Origin of the sequence: Burkholderia sp. WAC0059 (assembly GCF_002870125.1) — a bacterium.
Taxonomy (GTDB): domain Bacteria; phylum Pseudomonadota; class Gammaproteobacteria; order Burkholderiales; family Burkholderiaceae; genus Paraburkholderia.
This window is the reverse complement of record NZ_PNEO01000002.1, coordinates 303,180-324,006: the sequence shown is the minus strand read 5'-3', so window position 1 is coordinate 324,006 and position 20,827 is coordinate 303,180. Positions and strand designations below refer to the sequence as shown.

Below are 20,827 nucleotides of genomic sequence, written 5' to 3'. Positions count from 1 at the left end.
CGCATGGTTGCCCCGCGTTTCCGCGCTATCGGTTTATTCGACCCGACGCCGACCCAGCCGCCGAGAAACGCCTCGGCGATCGTCTGGGCGGCGCGCCCGCGCCGAGCGCCTACCGCTTCATTTTCCGCGACGGCTGACGTAGCCGTAGGCGGTTTTCTCGTGTGCCCGAGCCGGATTCGACGGGGAAACGGGCCGGGCGTCTTACAGCCCCAGATCGGAGAGGCCCGGATGATCGTCGGGGCGACGGCCGAGCGGCCAGTGGAATTTGCGATCGGATTCCTTGATCGGCAGGTCGTTGATGCAGGCGAACCGCTTGACCATGAGCCCGTCGGGACCGAACTCCCAGTTCTCGTTGCCGTACGAGCGGAACCAGTTGCCCGCGTCGTCGTGCCATTCATACGCGTAGCGGACCGCGATGCGGTTTTCGGTAAAGGCCCACAGCTCCTTGATGAGCCGATAGTCGAGTTCCTTCGCCCACTTGCGTTCGAGGAACGCGCGTGCCTCGTCGCGGTTCCTCACGAATTCGGCCCGGTTGCGCCATTGGGTGTCGAGGCTGTAGGCAAGAGCGACCCTGGCGGGGTCGCGGCTGTTCCAGCCGTCCTCGGCCTGGCGGACTTTCTGGACGGCCGTTTCGCGGGTGAAGGGCGGCAGCGGCGGGCGGGGGGCTTCGTTCGACGACATGGTGCGGATCTCCTGATGACGATGGATGGTTCGACGAGCGTGGACGGCGATGTGCCACGTTCGTCGGGATCGGGTCGAAGTCGAACGAAGGTGGAATGATCGTTCTCTATCGATGAGGCCGATGGTAGAACGATCATTCTTCTTCGTCAAGGGGATTGTGATGGGGCTCCTTGCCCGGGTTTGCCGCACAGCCGGCGGCTCGGCGCGGGCTTGCGGCATTGCGCCTTCGGTGATGTACGATCCGTATTCGCCGGACGGGCCCCCTCGATGAGCGGGCTGTGATTGTGGAGATCGAAAGACGTCCGCGTTCCGGACGAAGTCCTGAATCGAAAGATTCGCACAACGGGGTCAACGATGAACCAGTTACCGATACTTATGCCCACCGGCGTCGCCGACGAAACCTACGGCGGCGTCACCTATCACATCGGCGGCGAGCTCGTGCCGGTGCTGTCGGTCGACGTGTCGCGCCAGTCGGTGTTCTTCGAGCACCACATCCTGCTCTGGAAGCATTCGAACGTGAAGATCGGCTTGCGTCCGATGAAAGGCGCGCTCAAGCGCATGATGGCGGGCATGCAGATTTTCGTGACCGAGGCGAGCGGCAATGGCGTGATCGCTTTCAGCCGGGACGGCGCGGGGCACATCGTTCCGATTCATCTCGAACGGGGCGAGGAATTGCACGTGCGCGAGCATCAGTTCCTCGCCGCCACCGCGAACATCGAATACACCTTCGAGCGCGTGCGCGGCATCAGCAACATGCTGTTCGGAAAAAGCGGCTTCTTCATCGACAAATTCCGCAGCGAGTCGGGCGAAGGCGTGCTCTGGCTCCACGGCTACGGGAACGTGTTCGAGAAGGCGCTCGCGCCCGGCGAGACGATCGACATCGAGCCGGGCGGCTGGCTCTACAAGACGCCGGGCGTCAGGATGGAAACGGTGGTCGACCGGCTCACGAGCGGGTTCCTCGGCGCCGGCATGAATTTCATCGTGAACCGGTTCACGGGACCGGGACGCGTCGGCATTCAATCGATGTACGTCAACTACGAGACCGCCGACAACTGAACCCTGGGCTCGCCCGTGTTGACTGGCGGCATCGCCGCGCTGCGCTTCCGGGCGCGGCGAAGGCAGACTTAAGACACGCGCCGCGCCCCGGGCGCGGAGGCGGATCGTTGCGCCGGCCGGACCTCCTCGACGATGCGTCCGTCTTCCAGCCGGATGTAGCGATCGGCCGCGCCGAAGTAGCGGTCGTCGTGGGAGATGACGATCAGCGTTTTGCCCTGCCGTTTCAGGTCGGGCAGGATCTCCGTGTAGAAGATGCGGCGGAACGTCGGGTCCTGGTCGGCGGCCCATTCGTCGAGCACCATCGCCGGCCGGCGCTCGAGGCAGGCGTGCACGAGCGCGAGTCGCTTGCGTTGCCCGGTCGAAAGATCCGTCGTCGTGAACGCGCCGTCGCGTACCGATACCTTGTGCGCCAGCGCGAGCCGCTCGAGGTAGCGCTGCGCCTCGGCGCCCGGCGTGTCGTTGCCCGGCAGCAGCGTATCGAACAGATAGTAGTCCGAGAAGATGGCCGAAAAATTCTGGCGGTAATCGTCGAGCTGGTCTTCGCGCACGGGTTGGCCATCGACGAGCAGCGCACCCGAGTCGGGCAGGTAGAGCCCGAGCAGCAGCTTGATCAGCGTGGTCTTGCCGCAGCCGTTTTCGCCGACGATGAAGAGCGTCTCGCCGCGCTCGATCGTCAGCGACAGCGGCCCCAGCGCGAAGCCGCCCGCCCCGGACTGCGTTGCCGCGCGGCTGTCGTCCTGCGGTGCCGGGAAGCGATAGGCGACTTCGCGCAGCGCGATGCTCGAGAAGCGCCCGACGCGGGCCGGCGAGGGCGCGGGCGGCGCGGACAAGGCCGGTTCGCCGCCCGAAAAGCGCGCGGATAGCGCCGCGAGACGCCGGAACGCGACCTGCGCGCGGCCGACCGACGGCAGCGCGCCGACAATCTCCTGGATGGGGCCCTTCATGTAGAGCAGCACGAGCACGAAGCCCGTGACGACGCCGCGATCCGCATTCGTCGCACGGGTCTGGAGTGCAAGCATCAGACCGATCACGATGAAGAACAGCAGCGAGCCGAACGCGTTCGCGGTCACGAAGACGTTGGCCGCGCGCACGCGCAGGCGGAAGATCGTGTCGATCGTGCCGGAGAGTTCGCGCTCGTAGACGAACGTGCGGCGCTCGCTGTTGATGCGCAGCTCCTTGGCGCCGTCCACGATCGCGCGATAGTGTTTCTGCAGCCGGTCTTCGGCTTCGCGCGCGGCCCCGAAGCGGCGGATGCCAAGGCGTCGCGCGAGCGATTGCACGAGCGAGCCGAGCGCGAGCGCGGCCAGCGCGATCAGCAGCATTTCCGGCGATAGCACGAACAGATAGCCGAGGCAGCCGACGAGGGTCGCCACGGCGATTGCGAGGCTCGAGAACATGAACGAGAAAGCGCTGATCGTATCGATGTCCTGGTTGAGCGCCGCGCTGAGCCGGTGGCTGCGGAACTGCTCGATCTCGCCGAGCGGCGCGGCGATGATCTTCTCGCAGAGATTCTTGCGCAGCGTTGCGATCACGCGCTGGCCGACCAGATTGTTGCCGACGTCGGAGATCACCTCGCCTGCGAGGGCGAGCGCGCAGAGGCCGGCGAAGCTGGCGGCGAGCGCGGGTAGCGAGGCGGCGCCGTGCTGCAGCGCGCGATTGGTGACGGCAAGCAGCGCCGCGGTGGCGACGCCGCTTGCCGCGCCCATCAGCGTGGCGAGCGCCGCGATGGGCCACAGGCGCCGCAGCAATCGGAACAGTTCTGGCAGCATCGTTGGTCTCCCGTTTTTTCTGGACATCAGGCCTGGCGGTCTCCGCGGCCTCGCGCGAGCAGCCACATCAGCCAGGGCGTGCCGAACAGCGTCGCGACGAGGCCGGCCGGCAACTCGCGCGGCATCAACAGCGTGCGGCCGAGCCAGTCGGCCGCGACGATCGACAGCGCGCCGATGGGCGCGGCCAGCAGGATCTGTTCGAGCGGCCGTCGCGCGCCGGCGAGCCGCGCAAAGTGCGGCGCGGTGAGCCCGACGAACGACAGAGGCCCGACGATCAGCGTGGCCGCGGCGGTATGCAGCGCGATCAGGCAGAGCAGCGCGCCGCGCGCGCGGTGCGTGCGCATGCCGAGCGCGCGCGCGGACGCGTCGCCGAGCGAGAGGATCGGCAGCGTGCGGCCCGCGAGCGGCGTGAGCGCGCATAGCACCGCGCAGAGCGCGAGCGCGAGTGCTGCGTCGGTCGGCGTGACCGGGTAGGTCGAGCCGGCGAGCCAGGCGAGCAGCGTCGTGGCGCGCTCGCCGCCGCCCGCGATCACGACGGCGACGACGGCCTGGAACAGCGCGTCGATTGCAATGCCGGCGAGCAGCACGCGTTGCGGCGCGAAGCCCGAGCGGCGCGCGAACCCGAGGATCGCGGCGAGCGCCGCGAGCGCGCCGGCGGTGGTCGCGGCGAGCCGCGCGCCGTGGCCGGCGTCGGCGACGCCGAGCACGAGCGCGATCAGGCCGAGCGCGGCCCCGGCCGAGACGCCCAGCACCTCGGGGCTCGCGAGCGGGTTGCCGGTGAGGCGCTGCATCAGCGTGCCCGCGACCGCGAGCATGATGCCGGCCGCGAGCGCCGCGAATTCGCGCGGCGCGCGCCAGATCGCGACGCGCGACAGTTCGGCGACGCTGCTGAAATGCCAGCCGTGGACGCCGCGGCCGAAATCGAGCGCGAGCGCGATCGTCGCGATGGAAACGAGGGTTAGCAGCAGGCATCGCCTCCTGACCGACGCGTGGGATGCCGGCGGCGCGTGCGACGTCGCGGCCGGGGCCGGCGGCTGCACGCGGCGCATGCGCGCGAGCAGGAACAGCATCAGCGGCGCGCCGAACAGTGCGCTGGCCGCGCCGGCGGGTATCAGTTCGCCGAGCGCGTTCGATACCGGCTGCACGGCCTGGTCGGTCAGCCAGAGCAGCAGCGCGCCGCACGGCGGCGCCAGCAGGAGCCGGTGCGACAGGCGGCGCGCGCCGGCCAGTTGCGCGAGCGCGGGCGCCGCGAGCCCGACGAAACCGATCACGCCGACCGCGCTCACCACGGCGGCGCTCAGCATCACGGCGAGCGCGAGCGCCGCGAGTCGCAGCCGGCGCAGCGCCAGGCCGAGGCTGCGCGCGTTGGCATCGTCGAGGCCGAGTAGCGTCATCGGGCGCAGCAGCAGCCAGGCGATGGCACAGCCGGCGGCGAACCGGGGCGCGAGCGCCGCGACGTTGCGCCAGTCCTCCTGGACGAGCGAGCCGCCGCCCCAGATGAAAAGGCCGCGCAGATACGGCGCGTGGAGGAGCTGCAGCGCGACGCCGACCGATCCGCACCAGAGCGTGACGACGAGGCCGGCCACGGCGACGGCCACCGGCGCGAGGCCGGTGCGCCATGCGAGCCCGAATACGGTGACGGCCGCCGCGAGCGCGCCGGCCAGCGAGATCGTCTGTGGGACCGAGGCGAACGCCGCGGGCGCCCAGAGCGCGGCGAGCGTCAGCGCGAGCTTCGCGCCGGCCGAGACGCCGAGCGTCATCGGCTCGGCGAGCGGATTGCGCAGCACCTGCTGGAAGATCGTGCCGGCGAGGCCCAGCGTCGCGCCCGCCAGCCAGGCGACGACGATGCGCGGCAACCAGACGTCGTGGACGACAATCTGCCGGACGTTGCCGGGGTCCGGCGCGCGCAATGCCTGCCACCAGAGCGACGGCGGCGCGATGGCTTCGAGACGGGCGGCCGACAACGCGAGTGCGGTAACGAATGCTGCGGCGAGCACGGCAGCGGCGAGCGCGGTGGGCAGCCGTGCGGGTGGCGTTCCGCGTCCGGCGTGCGCGGGCGCGTGTGCGGGCGGCGGCGTGGCAGTTCGGGGCGGGCGTTTGGCGGGCGTCGCGCGGCGAAGGTCGTTCATGATTGGGCGGCTCCCGTCGTGCCGGCGGGCGATGCGTTGCCTGCCGATGATGCGTCGGGTTCCGCGAGCAGCGCATGGGTTAGCGCAGCGGCGAAACGCTGGGCGGACGGCAGCATGCCGAAGCCCCAGAACGGCGGCAGCGCCGCCACGCGATTGTTCGCTACGGCCGGCAGCGCATGCCATAACCGGTTCGATGCCAGCGTGCGCGCGACGCCCTGCGGCAGCGGCTCGAAGTAGAGCAGGCCGGCGTCCGCCGTGTCGGCCAGCGTTTCGAGCGGCGCCACGCCGATGCCCCAGTAGTCGGTCGGGCCGCGCCAGGCGTTGACGAGCCCGAGCGCGTCGAACACGTCCTGGAACAGGCTGCGCGCGCCGTAGAGGCCGACGTGGCGGCTGTCGAAGAAACGGATCAGGTAGCGCGGCCGCGCGCGCGACGGCATGGCGACGAGGCGTGCACGGGCCGCCGCGAGCGCCTGCGCGGCGCGGACGACCAGCGCATCGGCGGCCGCCTCGCAGCCGCACAGCCGGCCCAGTTCGCGCGTGACCTGTTGTGCCCGTCGATACGGTGCGCCTGCGTCGGTGTAGATCGCGAACGCGCGCACGGGCGCGATGCGTTCGAGCATCGCGCGTTGCGAGGCCTGGCTCGAATTGATCAGGATGAGGTCGGGCGCGAGCTGCTGGAGCAGTTCGAGGTCCGGCGCGAGCCGCAGCCCGACGTCGGTTACGCCCGGCGGCACGGCCGGCGCGACCACGTTCGCGTTGTAATCGCCGATCTCGGCGACGCCGGCGGGCACGACGCCGAGCGCGAGCAGCGTCTCGGCGAGCCCCCAGTCGAGCACGACGACGCGCGGTGCCACGTGTCGGCGCCCGTCTTCTGCGGGGCCGTGTGCCGCTGTCGCCGTTGCGCTCGCCGTCGCTCCGCCGGCTGCAACCGTCCTCCATGCCGTCAGCGTCGCGAGCGCGCCGGCGGCGCCCGAGCGCAGGAGCGTGCGTCTGCGCATGTCAGCGCGCCACCGCGAGCCGGCCGCCGCCAGGCGGATGCTGCACGATGTCCATCGGAATCCCGTAGATCGCTTCGAGCACGGACGCGCGCATCAGCGCGTCGGGCGTGCCCGCGGTCAGCAGGCTCCCGCTGTGCAGCGCGATCAGCTCGTCGCAGAAACGCGCGGCAAGGTTGATGTCGTGCAGCACGATCACGACGGTCAGCCCGTGCCCGTCGGTGAGTTCGCGCAGCAGGCGCAGCACGTCGATCTGGTGCGCGATGTCGAGCGCCGAGGTCGGCTCGTCGAGCAGCAGGCACGCGGCCCCTTGCGCGACGAGCATTGCCAGCCATACGCGCTGGCGTTCGCCGCCCGACAGGTGATCGGCCAGTTGCGACGCGAAGCGCGCCGTGTCGGTGACGCGCAGCGCCGTGTCGATCATCGCGTGGTCTTCGGCGTGCAGCCGGCCGAGCGCGCCGTGCCACGGGTAGCGGCCGAGCGAGACGAGCTCGCGGACGGTCATTCCCGTGCCGGCCGGCGGATGCTGGGGCAGGTAGGCGACGCGGCGCGCGAACGCGCGCGCGGGCCACGCGCCGAGGTCCGCGCCCGAGAACCGCAGCGTGCCGCGCGACGGCGCCTGCTGCCGGGCGAGCAGCTTGAGCAGGGTGCTCTTGCCGGAGCCGTTGTGGCCGACGAGCGCGCTCATGCGGCCGGCGGTCAGCGCGAGCGTGAGCGGCTGCAACAGCGTCTTGCCGTCCGCTTCGAACGACACGTCCCGCAGTTCGTACAGGGGGCCGGCCGGCCGGGTGTCGTGCCGCCTGCCCGCCGGGCCGTTCAACGTACCTGTGGTGCCCATCCGGTTGCTCCCGATGCCTACCAGTGATAGCGGGCGGTCGCGAGCACTTCGACGCCGTCGCCGTACGTGCAGTCCGCCGCGCTGAAGCACGACGACACGTATTGCCGGTTGAACAGATTGGAGCCGTTCAGCGAGAACAGCCAGTGCCGGCCGGTGTCGTAATGAATCGCCGCATCGACGAGCGTGACGGACGGCACGCGGATCGTGTTCGACTCGTCGTAGCTGTCGCCCAGGTAGCGCACGCCGCCGCCGAAGCCGAGGCCGCGCAGCGGGCCGCCGTGCAGCGTGTAGTCGATCCACGCCGAGGCGAGATTGCGCGGAATGCCCCACGGCACCTTGCCTTGCAGCGACGTCGTGCCGCCGTCGAGCGTGCTGGCCGAGTCGTTAGATTCGGTCGTGACGTCGTTCAGGTAGGTGTAGGAGGCGGCGATGCTCAGGCTGTCGGACAGGCTCGCATGGCCTTCCAGCTCGAAGCCGCGCGCGCGTACCTGGCCGGCCTGATCGCTGAAACCGGGGTCGGCCGGATCGGCCGTGAGCACGTTGTGCTCGGTCAGGTCGAACGCCGAGGCGGTGATGAAGCTGTTGTAGCCGGGCGGCTGGTACTTGACGCCGACCTCGTACTGCTGGGCGGTGGTCGGCCGGGCCGCCGAGCCGTCGGCGAGCACGCCGGCCTGCGGGTCGAACGACTTCGCATAGCTCACGTACGGCGCGATGCCGTTGTCGAACAGATAGACGAGGCCCGTGCGCCAAGTGAAAGCGCGTTCGGACTGCGCCGTGTACGACGCGGTGACCGGATTGTTGTCGTCGGTCGAGGCCCAGTCTTCTCGCATGCCGATCAGGAGGCGCCATTTGCCGTAGGCGAGCTGGTCCTGCGCATAGGCGCCAAGCTGCTTCATCCGGATGAAGTCGTCGGAGGTCGTCTTCGGCATCGCGACCGGCAGATAGACCGGCGCGAACGGGTCCAGTTGCGGCGCCGCGCCGAGGCCGACCTGCTCGCGGTAGAGAATGCGCTGGTAGTCGAGGCCGAACAGCACGGTCTGCGCGACCGGCCCCGTCGAGAATTTCGCCTGCATCTGGTTGTCGACCGTGAAGAACTTCCCGGTCTCGTCGTTGAAGAACGCGTAGCGGTTCAGCGTCGTGTCGGCGCCCGACGCGAAGCCGTTGGCGAAGACGTTCGACAGGTCGTCGTTCACGTAGGTGTAGCGCAGGTTCTGGCGGAACGTCCAGATCGGATCGAAGCGGTGCTCGAACGCGTAGCCGACCGACGCCTGCGTCCTCGTGTGCGAATCGAAGTTCGGGTCGCCCAGGTCGGTGTGCGACGAGATCCGGCCGTCGGGCGTGTCGAACAGGCTGCCGACGGCCGGCACGAAGTTGTAGTAGCCGACGTTGGGGTCGCGCTGGTATTTCGCGAGCAGCGTGAGCGTCGTGTTCTGATCCGGCTTCCAGGTGATCGCGGGCGCGATGTAGACGCGCTGCTGCCGCACGCTGTCGACCTGCGTGCCCGCGTCGGTGGCCGTGCCGGTCAGGCGGTACGAGAGCGAGCCGTCCGGCGTGAGCGCGCCGCCCAGGTCGAAACCGCCTTCGGCGCGATCGTGGCTGCCCGTCGTGAAGAACACCTCGTGCACCGGCGTGGCGGTCGGCTGTTTGCTGATCAGGTCGGCGACGCCGCCCGGGTTGGCCTGGCCGTACAGCACCGAGGCAGGGCCGTGCAGCACGTCGATCCGTTCGAGCCCGTAGGGATCGAAACTCGGGATCGCATAACCGAAGCTGGTGTCGCTCGGCAGCCGCGCGCCGTCGAGGAACTGTTCGAGATAGAAACCGCGGCTGACCAGATAGGGCGCGCCTTCCGCGGACGCACCGCGGATTTCGGGCAGCACGCTCGCCGTGTAGCGCAGCGCCTCGGGCACGCTTTGCACGTTCTGGTCGACCATCTGGTCGCTCGTGACGACCGATACCGACTGCGGCGTTTCGATCAGCGGCGTGTCCGTTTTAGTGGCAGTAACGTCGGTAATCGGCACATAACCGTCAGCGGTGCCGGTGCCGGTCTGCACCCGCTGCCCCGTGACCTTGACGGCCGGCAGTTGGGATGTAGTGGCCGTGCCGGTCGCGGCGGCGGCGCTTGCGCCGTCCGCGCCGCTCGTGCCGGCCGTCTGCGCGTAGACGGCCGTGCCGCCATTTAACAGGTAAAGTAGCAACGCAAAAGCAGTAGTCGTACTGCGTACCCCGGGACTCATGCGGTTTTCTCCATCGGTTTTAAATGTTAATGCAAGTAGTAATGATTCTCAGTAAATATCGAGATGGCATGACGGCGGACTCTTGATGGTCCTGGATACATTCAAAACGGGATGGGGGACAAACGGGACACGGGACGACTACACTGCGCTGCGGTCACTATAACGGCACTCCATCGTCATAGTCAGGACAGGATTGGCATAAGAATGGCCAGATATGTCCGATATAAAGAGTTAGTGAAAATATTGTGTCTGATAATGCTATGACTCAACCCAAATTGCAGACCTTCGGCGAGGTTGCGGGCGCGCGGAAGGTGATCGCGCAGTCGATCGACTACGCCGATGGCACGCACGAAATCGCGCACGTTCATCATCGCGCGCAACTCGTCTATGCCACCACCGGCATCGTGCGCGCGACGACGCCGTTCGGCCTGTGGATGCTGACGCCGGGTCACGCGCTGCTGATCGGCTCGCAGGTCGAGCACGAGCTGCACATGGTCGGACAGGTGTCGATGCGCACGCTGTACATCGATCCCGATGCGCTGCCGAAGGACCGTTCCGAATGCCGGATGATCCCGGTCGACGCACTGCTGCGCGCATCGATCCTCGGGATGTTCGACCCGGCGCTCGACGACGCCGGCGACGGGGCCGACAAGGCCGACAAGGCTGGCGTCGAGGCGGCCGACCGCGGGACCGGCGGCTCGGCCGCTTCCGGGAGCGTGCGCGACACGCTGCTGGTCCCGCTCGTCTTGCGCCTCGTGCAGCTCGCCTGCGAGCGCGCGCCCGACGCGCGGTTGCCGCTGCCGGGCCATGCGCGTCTGCGGCGTATTTGCGAGCGCCTGATCGCGCAGCCGGCCAGCAACGACACGCTGGAGGATTGGGCCGACGAAGTCGGCGCGAGCGCGCGCACGGTCGCGCGGCTCTTTCGTCAGGAAACCGGCATGACGTTCGGCCAGTGGCGCGAGCAGCTTCGGCTGGCCGACGCGATGTCGAAGCTGTCGGTCGGGCATCCGGTCGCGCGGATCGCCCAGCACCTGGGGTATGCCGACGTGCGCACCTTCTCGGTGATGTTCCGGCGCGCCTTCGGTTGCACGCCGCAGCAGTTCCGCCAGCGCGTTCGCGAGCCGGCCGGCTCGCAGGAGTGGGCCGGATGACGAAGGGCGACGTCCGCGGTTGAAAAACACCGCGACGACGACGCGAAACGCTGCGCGCTACGCGGAAGAAGTACCGGGGGGCGGGCATCGGCCGGGCTGCGCCCGTGACAGTTTTTTTATCTCGGGCTACGCTTGCGATTCATGCGTACGTCTCGGGCTGGCGACGGTCCTGCAGGGCGACGCCCATTGCGATTCCCGCTACGGGGTCGACAACTCGCCGGGTCGAAACGACAGTTCGACGGGGGATACATGAGCCAAGCCGCTTTACCGGCCCGGAATGCCGGGGATGTTTCTCTGCGCGTCGACGGTGCCCGCCTGTGGGCGTCGCTCGAGCGAATGGCGCAAATCGGTGCGACTGCGCGCGGCGGCGTCTGTCGGCTTGCGCTGACGGAACTCGATCGCCTTTCGCGCGATCTGTTCGTCGAATGGGCGACCGGGGCCGGTTGCACGATACGCGTGGATCGTATGGGCAATATCTTCGCGCGGCGTGCCGGCCGCGATGCGCACGCGGCGCCGGTACTGACCGGCTCGCATGCCGACACGCAACCGACCGGCGGCCGTTACGACGGCATCTACGGCGTGCTCGGCGCGCTCGAGGTCGTGCGCGCGCTCAACGACGCGGCCGTCGTCACCGGGAGGCCGATCGACGTCGTCGTCTGGACTAACGAGGAGGGTTCGCGCTTCGCGCCGGCGATGGTCGCCTCGGGCGTGTTCGCAGGCGTTTATCCGCTCGAATACGGTCTGTCGCGCGCCGACGCATCGGGCACGACGATCGGCGAGGCGCTCGCGCAGATCGGCTACGACGGCCCCGAACCGGTCGGCGGCTTTCCCGTGCATGCGGCTTACGAACTGCATATCGAGCAGGGCGCGATTCTGGAGCGTGCGGGCAAGACGATCGGCGTCGTCACGGCGGGGCAAGGGCAGCGCTGGTACGAGATCACGCTGGACGGCGTCGATTCGCACGCCGGCACGACGCCGATGGAACTGCGCCGCGACGCGCTCCTCGGCGCGGCGCGCATGATCGATTTCGTCGACGGGCTCGGCCGGCGCTACGCGCCGCACGGCCGCGCGACGGTCGGCATGATCGAGGCGCGCCCGAACTCGCGCAACACCGTGCCGGGCCAATGTTTCTTCACGGCCGAGGTACGCCATCCCGACGCGGCCGTTCTCGCGGAAATGGATGCCGCGCTGCGCGCGCAACTCGAGACGGTGGCTCGCGGCATCGGGCTGGGACATTCGATCGAGCAGATCTTCGAATACCCGTCCGTGCCGTTCGCGCCGGTTTGTGTCGAGGCCGTGCGTACCGCGGCGCAGATGCTCGGCCTTTCTCACGCAGACATCATCTCGGGCGCGGGCCACGACGCCTGCCATCTTGCGCGAATCGCCCCGACGGGCATGATCTTCGTGCCTTGCGTCGACGGCCTGAGCCACAACGAGACCGAGGCGATCACGCCGGAATGGGCGGAGGCCGGCGCGAACGTGCTGCTGCATGCGGTACTCGCCAGTAGCGGCGTGGTCTCATGACGCCGTCCGGGCTCGCAATACGACGGTGAGCCTGCATCCACGGCCCCGGCAAGCCTTACCGCGCCCGTCGGAAAATCACGCGGAACCGATCACGACCTCGATCAGATTGGTCCCGCCCGACGCGATGGCGGCCTCGATCGCCGGCGCGATGTCCGCCGCCCGCACGACGCGTCGTGCCGGAACGCCCATCGAGGCGGCCAGCGCGAGATAGTCGATGGGCGGGTTGTCGATCTCCATCGCAATGAACCGGTTCGACTTCGCCGCCGTGTAATGCGCCTGCGAGCTCATGAAGTTCTTCAGGACGTTGTATTCCCGGTTGTTCATCACGACAAACGTCACGGGCAGCTTTTCATAGGCCGCGGTCCACAGCGCCTGGGGCGAATAGAGGGACGCGCCGTCTCCGACCAGACAGACGACCGGTTCCCGTCCGAGTCCGAGGGAGTGTCCGACCGCAGCCGGCATGCCCCAGCCGAGGCCGCCGCCGCGCAGGAACGAATACTGCCTTCCCGACGGGCTGTTCAGGAAGCGTCGAAGCACCGATGACGTCACGATCGCCTCGTCGACGATCGGCGTCCGCTCGCCGATCGCGCGCATGGCCTGCTGCGCGGCGACGAGCGGCGTGATGACCGGCGCATCGAATTGCGCGGCGGCCAGCGCGTCGAGTTCGGCGCGGCGCTTCAGTTGGGCGTCGGCGGCCTTCGTCCGGGCTTCGGCATAGGCTGTCGTATTGTTTGCGACGCGCTGTTCGAGGCGGGGGAGCAGGTGCCGGAGCGAGGCCTTGATGTCGCCGACCACGGAGAGCTTCGTGTAGTAGGTGCGTCCCAGGTCCCGCACGTCGGCCGACATCTGGAAGACGTCGCAACCTCGCGGCACGGCGGAGCCGTGCGAATAGAGAATCGTGATCAGCGATTTGCCGCCCAGCGCGAAAATGGCGTCGAACGGCGCGAGCTTTTCGGCGATGTCCGTTGCCTTCGTCGGAAGGTTTCCGGCCCATAGCGGGCTCGACGTCGGAAACGGGATGCAGGCCGGCCACGAGGAACCGAACACCGGAGCGGCCAGCGTCTGTGCGAGTCGAAGCGCTTCGCTGGCGGCGTCGCTGGAACGGATTTCGTCGCCGGCGATGATCGCAAGCCGGCCGGGCGGGATCGCGGCCAGCGCGTCGGCCAGCGCGTCGAGCGAGCCGGCGACCGGACGCCGGTCGATCGTCGACGGCGACCCGACGTCGACCGTGCTCATTTCCTCCATCACGTCCATCGGCAGCGACAGAAAGACGGGGCCGGACGGCGCCGCGTTGGCGTCCTGAAACGCGCGTCTGACGAGGACGGGAAGCTGATCGGCGCTGCTGGCTTCCTGCGCCCATTTCACCGCCGGCCGCGCGATGCTCACGAGATCGCCGAACAGCAGCGGGTCCGTGAGGCTGTGCCGCCGGTCCTGCTGGCCCGCCGTCACCACGAGCGGCGTGCACGAGACGCTGGCGTTGAGCAGATTGCCCATGCCGTGTCCGAGCCCGCCCGCCGTGTGCAGGTTGATGAAGCCGGGCTTGCCGGCCGCCTGCGCATAGCCGTCGGCCATCGCGACGACGCTGGCTTCCTGAAGCGCCCACACGTACCGGATCTGCGGCGTGTCGAGCAGCGCGTCCATCAACGGCAGTTCGGTCGTGCCGGGATTGCCGAAGACGTATTCGCATCCGAGACTGCTCAACGTTTCGAGCAGGACGCTGGCGCCGCGCCGGGCGGCGATGGTTTCGAGCGATTCGACGGGACGGTGAATCATGGTGTTGGCCTTTTTCGGGGTGATGCTTTCATGAACCTGAAACGGCGCCCCGCGGTCGAGCGCAGGGCGCCGGGAATCCCCCTCCTGGGGGCGACGGCGCTTCCCTATCCGCCTTATGGGCGGGTAGAGCCGGTTGGCCCGGCACGCGGCGAACCGGAAGCTCAGCAAGAAAGCGTACGAAAATATTAGCCCGCCATTTTGCGAAGAAGATTTTTGAAATGCGCTGGAGAGCCGGGATAATCGGACGATCGTTCCGCTGGTTTGCGGAATTCATAAATGATGTTCTTTCGCCATGAACGACTCGAATTCGTCGCTGACCAGACAGGACCTCGCGATCGTGCGGGCGCTCCAGCACAACGCGCGGATCAAGAACGCGGAGCTGGCCGAACGCGTCGGGATGTCGACGACGGCGTGCTGGAACCGCACGCGCCAGTTGGAGGAGACGGGTCTGATTCGCGGATACGTCGCGCTGATCGATCAGGAAAAGCTGGGGCTGTCCGACACCGTTCTGATCGAGGTGACGCTGGACCGTCACGAGGACGAGGTGCTGGCCCGTTTCGGGGAGGAACTGGCGGCGCTGCCCGAGGTGCTCGAGGCCTATCTGATCTCGGGCGAGTACGACTACCTGATCAAGGTCGCCGTGCAGGGCACGGCCGGCTACGAGCGTTTTTTGCGCGAGAAACTCTATCGAATTTCGGGCATTCGGCACAGCCGGTCGATGTTCGCGCTGCGGTGCATAAAGGACATGCCTTCGGTGACGGTTTGAAGTCGTGGCGCGGGGCGGGGCGGGCGCCAGACCGGCCTGTAGCCGCTCCGTGCCGCCGTAGTTTTCCTCGAACCGGAAATAGAAAACCGGGAAGGGCGCTGCTCGCCAGGTGCACGCGGTGCGTGCGGACGGCGTGGTCACGCCGTCGCTATTCGACGGCGTTCGCTTTCGGTTGAGCGGAGCGGAATTCGGGGCCGAGCCTGACGTTCAATCGCCTCGCGCCGCCCGCCTTATGTCGTTCGCCATTTGGTCCAGGATGCTATGCATCATCTCATTCAGCGAGTTCATGTCCATCGTCATTGGGTTTCTTTCCAGCATCTCCTGCGCCATCAGGAGATCCGCCATGCTCACCACTCCGTCCGATCCCGGATTGAAGGAGGGACGCTCGCGATTGGAGGAGGGGTGCAGTGCTTCAGAGTACAACCGATAGGTCTGGCTATTGATGACGGCGTCGCCGTCCCGTTGCACGGCATCGTCGAGTGCTGCCCGCAATTCGTTGCGAGCGTCTTGCGTGGCAGGAGGCGCGTCCAGCGCGCCGATTCGCCGTTGCGCTTCGGCCCGCTGGCTGGCTTCGTCGGCGACAGGCAGATTGCCCAGGCTGATCAGAGCCTTGACGCCGTTCGCTGCTTCAGGACTAAACTGCGGTGCCTCCGCCTTTGCCTCAAGCGCCTCGGCCCTGGCCTTGCTGTGCTTGGCTCGCATCGCCGCCATGCGCGCAGCGGGCGAAGTGCTCGACTGGACAGGCCCGGGCAGCGATTGGGTATGGGACGCGCCTGACAGGCCGGACAGCGGCCCGGACACGCTGTTTCGTCGCGACGGTCCGAGCGGGCTGGGCGGAGGCGCTTGCGTTCCGTTGCGGGTCTCTGTCGGCGAGGGTTCGACCGGGGAGGCCGGTCGACTGGTAACGGGCGTCGTATTCATGGGTTATTCCTGGAAATCGTCCAGGCCCATTTTGCATAAGACTGCCCGGCGTTTTGCCCGGTCGGCGAAGTCCCGGGTCGAATTGCGAAAATCCCGGGCGGATGGAAGTCTGGGGGCACTTTTGAAAGATGGCTTACCGAGGATTTTTCATTCGGCGATCATGGATAGATTAGGTTGATAATTTATCTTATGTAAAATTATGGCGACGCAAATTTACCTGTGCGGCTCTCGGCATTCCGGATTCCGATGACGTGCCATGTCGACGAAATGTGGCGGTGAGGCGTGATAGTTCTCGTGCACGCTGCTCCCGCCACGCACTCCTTTCCCTTTGACAGACGGCCGCGCTCTATCCAGCGTTTCTAGCCGCGATTGCTCTCGCGATCGAGTCGAGCAGCGGCGGGACGTCCAGCACGGGCAACTCGACTTCGATCAGCGTCAGGCAGTCGGCATGCCCAGCCTTGTCCAGCGCTTCCACGAATGTGCCGGTAGTCGCCGCGCGCAGGGACAGCGAGCGCTTTCCCCGGCCCATGGCTTCGGCGACCCGTTGCCAGTCCCACAATGCAATGTCGTTATAGCGTTGATCGGGACCGTGAATGGCCCGCTCCACGGTATAGCCGCTATTGTTCAGCACGATGACGATGGGCGTCATTCCGTCTCTCAGCATGCTGCCCAACTCCTGGATGCTCAGCAGCGCGGAGCCGTCGCCGACCAGCACGAGGGTACGGCGCGACGGCAACGCGGTCTGCGCGCCGAAGGCCGCGGGAATCGCGTGGCCGATCGAAGCCCACAGCGGCTGGCCGATGAAGCGGACGTTCTTCGGCAGGCGCAGCGTCACGGCCCCATAGAATGCGGTGCCCTGCTCCGCGACCACGAGATCGTCCGCGCGGATGAAATCCTGAACGAGCGGCCAGAAGTTGGCTTGCGACAGCGGCTCGTCGGACGTAGCGGCTTCGCGTACCGGCTGGTCTGCCGGCGCGGCCGCGCTGCCCGTTTTTGCCGGCGATAGCGGACCCGAGCGGAACAGTTCGATCAGGCAGTGCAGCGCGCGGTCCATCGGCACGCGCGGATACGCGCGCCCCGCTACCGTCGCCCCGGATGGCTGGATATCGATGAGGCGGCGTTCGTCGATCCGGTGCGTGAATCCCGACGTCGCCATGTCGAAGAACAGCGTGCCGACCGCGATCAGCGCGTCGGCCGATTCCACGGCGTCCTTGACCTCCGGCTCGCTGGCCGCGCCGATGTAGAGGCCGAGAAAGCCCGGTATCGTCTCGTCGAGCGTGCCCTTGCCGGCGGACAGCGTCGCGCTGGCCCAGCCGCCCAGACGGATCAAGGCTTCGACGTCGCGGCTCGCCCGCATTCTGTCCGCGAGAAAATCCGCCAGTACGACCGTTCTGCCGGCGCGCCCCAGCAGTTCGCCGGCGTGGGTGCAGAACGCGTCGAGCTGTGCCTCGTCGCATTCCGCCGTGTCGGGCGGCAGTTCGGGCAAGGCCGCCGTCAGCGCGGTTCTGGCGACGTCGGTAGGCAAAACCAGATAGCCCGGCCGGCGCTCGCGCATCATGCAGCCGAGTACGCGGTCGATTTCGGCCACAGCGTTATCGGCCGTCAAATGCGCATGGGCGGCGGTGACTTCCGCATGCGCGCGCGCGAAATGGCCGAAGTCGCCGTCCGCCAGCGTGTGATGCATTTTCAGCCCGGCCCGTTGCGCATCGGTCGAAGGCGCGCCGACGATGTGCAGAACCGGCACGTGCTCGGCATAGCTGCCGGCAATACCGTTGATCGCGCTCAGTTCGCCCACGCCGTAAGTGGTCAGGATCGCGCCCGCGCCGTTGCAGCGCGCGTAGCCGTCCGCCGCGTATGCGGCATTCAGTTCGTTCGCGGTGCCGACCCAGTCGATGGCCGGGTGAGCGATCACGTGATCGAGAAACGCCAGGTTGAAGTCGCCCGGCACGCCGAACAGGTGGCGGATGCCGAGTTCCGCCATCCGGTCGAGCAGATGATCGCCAATGGTCCTTACGTTTTGCATGGGAGAAGTCCGGGAAAGTTAGCGGGAGCGGCCGGTACGGGGCCGGCGAGTCCAGTATTCGATACGCGGCCTGATAATGAAAATGCTTTGTTATCATCGAAGCGATGCCGATATTTGATCGCTCCTGCCCTCGCGAATCCCTCACGTCATGGACATCCGCGCTCTCCGATACTTTTCCGAAGTCGTGCGCCAGAACGGCTTTCGCCGCGCGAGCGCAACGCTGCACGTCACGCAGCCGGCCATCAGCCGCTCCATCTCCCAGCTCGAGGACGAACTCGAAGTCGAGCTGCTGGTCCGCACGCCGAAAGGCGTCAGGCTGACGCCCGAGGGCGAGGTGCTGTACCGGCATGCCAGCCTGATCCTGCGGCAGGTCGGCAACCTGGGGGCGGAACTGCGGGATCTGCGTTCGCAGGTGACGGGAACGCTGCGCGTCGGACTCCCTCCGATGACGGGGTCGGTTTTCTTCGGCGACGTCATCACGGAGTTTCGCCGTCGCTATCCGGGCATCCAGTTGCAGATCGCGGAGTACGGTACGCGCCAGCTCGAAAGCGCGCTGGCCGAGGGGGAGGTCGATATCGCGGCCATCCTGCTGCCGGTCGACGGCGAACGCTTTCTGACGCAGACGTTCGTGCGCGACCGGCTGGCGCTGCTGGCGGCGCGCAATCATCCTTGCGCCGGGCTTAGGAAGGTGCCGTTGCGGAACCTGGCCGGTACGCCCTTCGTCGCCTTCACCGAGGACTTCAAGGTCAACGACCTGATCGACAGCGTTTGCCGCGCGCAGGGTTTCGTGCCGGGCATCGCGGGCCGCAGCAGCCATCTGGACCTGATCGTTTCGATGGTGTCGTCCGGCATGGGCGTCGCCCTGCTGCCGGCCACGGCGTGCAGGACGATCCGTTCCGCGAGGCTCGTCACCGTGCCCGTCGTGGAGCCGACGGTTTCCTACGAGCTGGCGCTGGTCCGGTGCCGCGATACTTACGTCAGCCGCAGTTGCCTCGCGTGGATCGAGGTGGCCGCCCAGGTGCTCGGCTTCAAGGTCGATCCGTCGTTCGCGGGTTGATCAGCTCGCGGCTTCGACGGCTACGCGCCGATCGGCATGGCCGCAGCAGGACAGGACGAACGCGAGCGCCGCGTCGTGCAACTGGGCGAGGCCCGGCTGTTCCAGCGGATAATGCCCCGCGTTGCCGAGCATCACGACCGTCTTCGGGACCCGCCCGATGCGATCCAGAAAAATTTTGCTGAGATGAAGCGGCGTCCAGCGGTCCTTTTCCGGCTGGGTCAGCAAAATCGGACAGACGTCGAACTGCTCCGGCTCGATCGCCGGCCGATATCGCAGGTAGGAGCTGAGAAAGCGCACGCTGACCCACGCGCCCGCGGACGTTCTGTCCTTCAGACAGGCGCGCAGCGCGGCCCGGTCGTTGACGAGCGCATTCATTTTCGCCGCGAGGCGCATCGGCACGCGCATCCCGGCCAACGGCGTTTTCGCGATCAGATGCATGAGCGGCGCGCCGAGTCTGCTCATCGGCAGGTTGATCGACGTTTCGTCGTTGACCTGCCGCTCGCGCTGATCGAGGAAGGTCATGCCGATGATGCCCTTGACCCGCCGGTTCAACGCCGCGGCATGGTACGTCAGCATCCCGCCGGCGCTGAGCCCGTAGAGCACGATCGGCCTTGGGTCGCGAGCCAGTTCGGCGTCGATGAAGTCGCTCGCGATCCGGACCCAGTCGTCGTAGGTCGCCGGGTTGCCGGGTGCCACCTGCGTCACGCCGTATCCGGGCATGTCGACGGCGACCGTTTCCAGCCCGCTCCTGAAAAGCGGCGCGCCGAGGACGGTCGACATTTCCCGGCCGTTCGTGCCGACGCCATGAAACAGAATGACCTTTGCCGGCGCGTCCGGATTGGCGAAACGGTCGAGATGGATGCGATGTCCGCGCCACGGCCACCAGTCCTCGCGGGGGGCGCCCTGCCCGTCCAGACGAAATTCGCGCGGAAGACATGCCTCGATGTCGCGCCATGCCTGTTGGCTGGAATAGTCCATAGGAAACCTTATCAATATGAAAGCGGAATCTCGTTCGAGGACGGTCGCCGTCGTCCGGTCCATCACACGGAATGGAGATTACCGTATAATCCAACAAATGTCGGATTAAATTTAACTTATGTCGGATTTCAAGTCAAGCAGTGTTTCGGCGATGCCCGGGACCGAGCGGCGAGCGCCGGCGCAGGCGCGCTCGCAGAGCAGGATGGCCCGCGCGCTCGATACCGCTACGGAACTGCTCCTCGAGGCCGGGCCGGAGAAAACGTCGATTCCGGAAATCGCGAAGCGCTCGGGCGTGCCACGCGCGAGCATCTACCAGTACTTTCCGGATAAATACGAGCTCTTTGCGCATCTGGCGGCGCAGCACATGGAACGCGTGGCCGGCATTGCCGCCTCCGTTCGGGCCGAAGCGCCCGATGCGCCGTGGCGCGAACTGGTCGACGCGATCGTTCGCGCGGTGAGCGCGTATTACAACGAGAACCGCGCGGCCAGTCTCCTGCTGCTCGACGGTCCGTTCAGCAGCGCGGACCGCGACGCTCACCGGCTGAAAGACGCGGCGCTCGGCAACGTGCTGAGGGAACACGCGGCGCGCAACGGCGCGTTGCGCACGCTGCCGGCCGAACCCGATGCGGCGGCCCTTGCCGTCGGCATCGCATTCGCGTGCATGAAGTACGGCTACCTGACCGACGGCCGCATTTCGGATGCGATCTGCACCGAGGCCAGCCGGGCCGTGGTCGGCTATCTGGCTGCGTTCGAAGGGTAAGGCAGCACGGCTCGGCTTCGCGTTGACCGGTTTCTGGCCGCCGGTGCTGCGGCGCGATCGCCTCGAGGTCATAGGTCTCCGACTTCGGTTTCATTGGCATTGCTCTTCGCTCTTCGGATCGGCGTGGCATCGTCATTCAGTAGCCTCGGTGCCCATTTGCTTCTCGCGGGCC

The 20,827-nt window shown here is 67.4% G+C and carries 16 protein-coding genes; 6 read left to right on the top strand and 10 right to left on the bottom strand.

The genetic code is table 11. The features are described from left to right. Window positions 1-201 precede the first annotated feature (201 nt). Window positions 202-681 carry a nuclear transport factor 2 family protein gene (locus tag CY652_RS03395; RefSeq protein WP_102129272.1) on the bottom strand — a complete coding sequence of 160 codons (480 nt, stop codon included), beginning with the start codon at window positions 679-681 and terminating at the stop codon, window positions 202-204. Between the two features lie 354 nt (window positions 682-1,035). Here CY652_RS03395 and CY652_RS03390 point away from each other — a divergent pair, with 354 nt between their 5' ends. After that, on the top strand, window positions 1,036-1,737 hold the full coding sequence (locus tag CY652_RS03390; RefSeq protein ID WP_102129271.1) for an AIM24 family protein: 702 nt from the start codon (window positions 1,036-1,038) through the stop codon (window positions 1,735-1,737). A gap of 68 nt (window positions 1,738-1,805) precedes the next feature. On the opposite strand, the gene CY652_RS03385 is transcribed toward CY652_RS03390, so the two are convergent. The 5 genes from CY652_RS03385 to CY652_RS03365 all read right to left on the bottom strand — a co-directional run bounded on the left by CY652_RS03385 (window position 1,806) and on the right by CY652_RS03365 (window position 9,702). After that, on the bottom strand, window positions 1,806-3,506 hold the full coding sequence (locus CY652_RS03385) for a cyclic peptide export ABC transporter (RefSeq protein WP_102129270.1): 1,701 nt from the start codon (window positions 3,504-3,506) through the stop codon (window positions 1,806-1,808). 26 nt (window positions 3,507-3,532) lie between these two features. Beyond that, the gene (gene fhuB / locus CY652_RS03380) at window positions 3,533-5,635 is read right to left on the bottom strand and encodes a Fe(3+)-hydroxamate ABC transporter permease FhuB (RefSeq protein ID WP_102129269.1); all 2,103 of its coding nucleotides are present in this window, start codon (window positions 5,633-5,635) and stop codon (window positions 3,533-3,535) included. Continuing rightward, entirely contained in the window at window positions 5,632-6,489 is an 858-nt protein-coding gene (locus CY652_RS03375; protein ID WP_258002175.1) for an ABC transporter substrate-binding protein, read from the bottom strand. Before CY652_RS03375 ends, fhuB begins: the two co-directional genes overlap by 4 nt. A gap of 145 nt (window positions 6,490-6,634) precedes the next feature. Continuing rightward, window positions 6,635-7,468, bottom strand: a complete 834-nt coding sequence (locus CY652_RS03370; protein WP_102129267.1) for an ATP-binding cassette domain-containing protein — start codon at window positions 7,466-7,468, stop codon at window positions 6,635-6,637. 17 nt (window positions 7,469-7,485) lie between these two features. Then, complete coding sequence (locus CY652_RS03365; protein WP_102129266.1) at window positions 7,486-9,702, bottom strand: TonB-dependent siderophore receptor; 2,217 nt, start codon at window positions 9,700-9,702, stop codon at window positions 7,486-7,488. Between the two features lie 260 nt (window positions 9,703-9,962). Between CY652_RS03365 and CY652_RS03360 the strand changes: the two genes are divergently transcribed. Both CY652_RS03360 and CY652_RS03355 read left to right on the top strand, forming a co-directional pair. Next, entirely contained in the window at window positions 9,963-10,853 is an 891-nt protein-coding gene (locus CY652_RS03360; RefSeq protein WP_102129265.1) for an AraC family transcriptional regulator, read from the top strand. Window positions 10,854-11,102: 249 nt separating this feature from the next. Next, on the top strand, window positions 11,103-12,377 hold the full coding sequence (locus CY652_RS03355) for a Zn-dependent hydrolase (protein ID WP_102129264.1): 1,275 nt from the start codon (window positions 11,103-11,105) through the stop codon (window positions 12,375-12,377). Between the two features lie 75 nt (window positions 12,378-12,452). On the opposite strand, the gene CY652_RS03350 is transcribed toward CY652_RS03355, so the two are convergent. Continuing rightward, window positions 12,453-14,150, bottom strand: a complete 1,698-nt coding sequence (locus CY652_RS03350; protein WP_102129263.1) for a thiamine pyrophosphate-binding protein — start codon at window positions 14,148-14,150, stop codon at window positions 12,453-12,455. A gap of 292 nt (window positions 14,151-14,442) precedes the next feature. Here CY652_RS03350 and CY652_RS03345 point away from each other — a divergent pair, with 292 nt between their 5' ends. Continuing rightward, window positions 14,443-14,916, top strand: a complete 474-nt coding sequence (locus tag CY652_RS03345) for an Lrp/AsnC family transcriptional regulator (RefSeq protein WP_102129262.1) — start codon at window positions 14,443-14,445, stop codon at window positions 14,914-14,916. 207 nt (window positions 14,917-15,123) lie between these two features. Here the strand turns inward: CY652_RS03345 and CY652_RS03340 are convergent, their stop codons facing one another. Together CY652_RS03340 and CY652_RS03335 are read right to left on the bottom strand one after the other, a co-directional pair. Beyond that, window positions 15,124-15,837: a hypothetical protein gene (locus CY652_RS03340; RefSeq protein WP_146010016.1), complete on the bottom strand. Its 714-nt coding sequence runs from the start codon at window positions 15,835-15,837 to the stop codon at window positions 15,124-15,126. A 346-nt stretch (window positions 15,838-16,183) separates the two neighbouring features. Beyond that, a complete protein-coding gene (locus CY652_RS03335) occupies window positions 16,184-17,860 on the bottom strand; it encodes an alpha-keto acid decarboxylase family protein (RefSeq protein WP_102129260.1) in 1,677 nt (558 codons plus the stop codon). A gap of 148 nt (window positions 17,861-18,008) precedes the next feature. Between CY652_RS03335 and CY652_RS03330 the strand changes: the two genes are divergently transcribed. Continuing rightward, window positions 18,009-18,917: a LysR family transcriptional regulator gene (locus tag CY652_RS03330; RefSeq protein ID WP_102129259.1), complete on the top strand. Its 909-nt coding sequence runs from the start codon at window positions 18,009-18,011 to the stop codon at window positions 18,915-18,917. Here the strand turns inward: CY652_RS03330 and CY652_RS03325 are convergent, their stop codons facing one another. Then, window positions 18,918-19,895, bottom strand: a complete 978-nt coding sequence (locus tag CY652_RS03325) for an alpha/beta hydrolase (RefSeq protein WP_102129258.1) — start codon at window positions 19,893-19,895, stop codon at window positions 18,918-18,920. Between the two features lie 151 nt (window positions 19,896-20,046). Between CY652_RS03325 and CY652_RS03320 the strand changes: the two genes are divergently transcribed. After that, window positions 20,047-20,655 carry a TetR/AcrR family transcriptional regulator gene (locus tag CY652_RS03320; RefSeq protein ID WP_180970388.1) on the top strand — a complete coding sequence of 203 codons (609 nt, stop codon included), beginning with the start codon at window positions 20,047-20,049 and terminating at the stop codon, window positions 20,653-20,655. The last annotated feature ends 172 nt before the right edge of the window (window positions 20,656-20,827 follow it).

Bases quoted from the DNA above. Each gene is read 5' to 3' on its own strand.
- CY652_RS03370 (WP_102129267.1), bottom strand. From the start codon at position 7,468: ATGGGCACCACAGGTACGTTGAACGGCCCGGCGGGCAGGCGGCACGAC.
- CY652_RS03365 (WP_102129266.1), bottom strand. From the start codon at position 9,702: ATGAGTCCCGGGGTACGCAGTACGACTACTGCTTTTGCGTTGCTACTT.
- CY652_RS03385 (WP_102129270.1), bottom strand. From the start codon at position 3,506: ATGCTGCCAGAACTGTTCCGATTGCTGCGGCGCCTGTGGCCCATCGCG.
- CY652_RS03395 (WP_102129272.1), bottom strand. From the start codon at position 681: ATGTCGTCGAACGAAGCCCCCCGCCCGCCGCTGCCGCCCTTCACCCGC.
- CY652_RS03360 (WP_102129265.1), top strand. From the start codon at position 9,963: ATGACTCAACCCAAATTGCAGACCTTCGGCGAGGTTGCGGGCGCGCGG.
- CY652_RS03355 (WP_102129264.1), top strand. From the start codon at position 11,103: ATGAGCCAAGCCGCTTTACCGGCCCGGAATGCCGGGGATGTTTCTCTG.
- CY652_RS03345 (WP_102129262.1), top strand. From the start codon at position 14,443: ATGAACGACTCGAATTCGTCGCTGACCAGACAGGACCTCGCGATCGTG.
- CY652_RS03320 (WP_180970388.1), top strand. From the start codon at position 20,047: ATGCCCGGGACCGAGCGGCGAGCGCCGGCGCAGGCGCGCTCGCAGAGC.
- CY652_RS03340 (WP_146010016.1), bottom strand. From the start codon at position 15,837: ATGAATACGACGCCCGTTACCAGTCGACCGGCCTCCCCGGTCGAACCC.
- CY652_RS03390 (WP_102129271.1), top strand. From the start codon at position 1,036: ATGAACCAGTTACCGATACTTATGCCCACCGGCGTCGCCGACGAAACC.
- CY652_RS03335 (WP_102129260.1), bottom strand. From the start codon at position 17,860: ATGCAAAACGTAAGGACCATTGGCGATCATCTGCTCGACCGGATGGCG.
- CY652_RS03325 (WP_102129258.1), bottom strand. From the start codon at position 19,895: ATGGACTATTCCAGCCAACAGGCATGGCGCGACATCGAGGCATGTCTT.
- CY652_RS03350 (WP_102129263.1), bottom strand. From the start codon at position 14,150: ATGATTCACCGTCCCGTCGAATCGCTCGAAACCATCGCCGCCCGGCGC.
- CY652_RS03330 (WP_102129259.1), top strand. From the start codon at position 18,009: ATGGACATCCGCGCTCTCCGATACTTTTCCGAAGTCGTGCGCCAGAAC.
- fhuB (WP_102129269.1), bottom strand. From the start codon at position 5,635: ATGAACGACCTTCGCCGCGCGACGCCCGCCAAACGCCCGCCCCGAACT.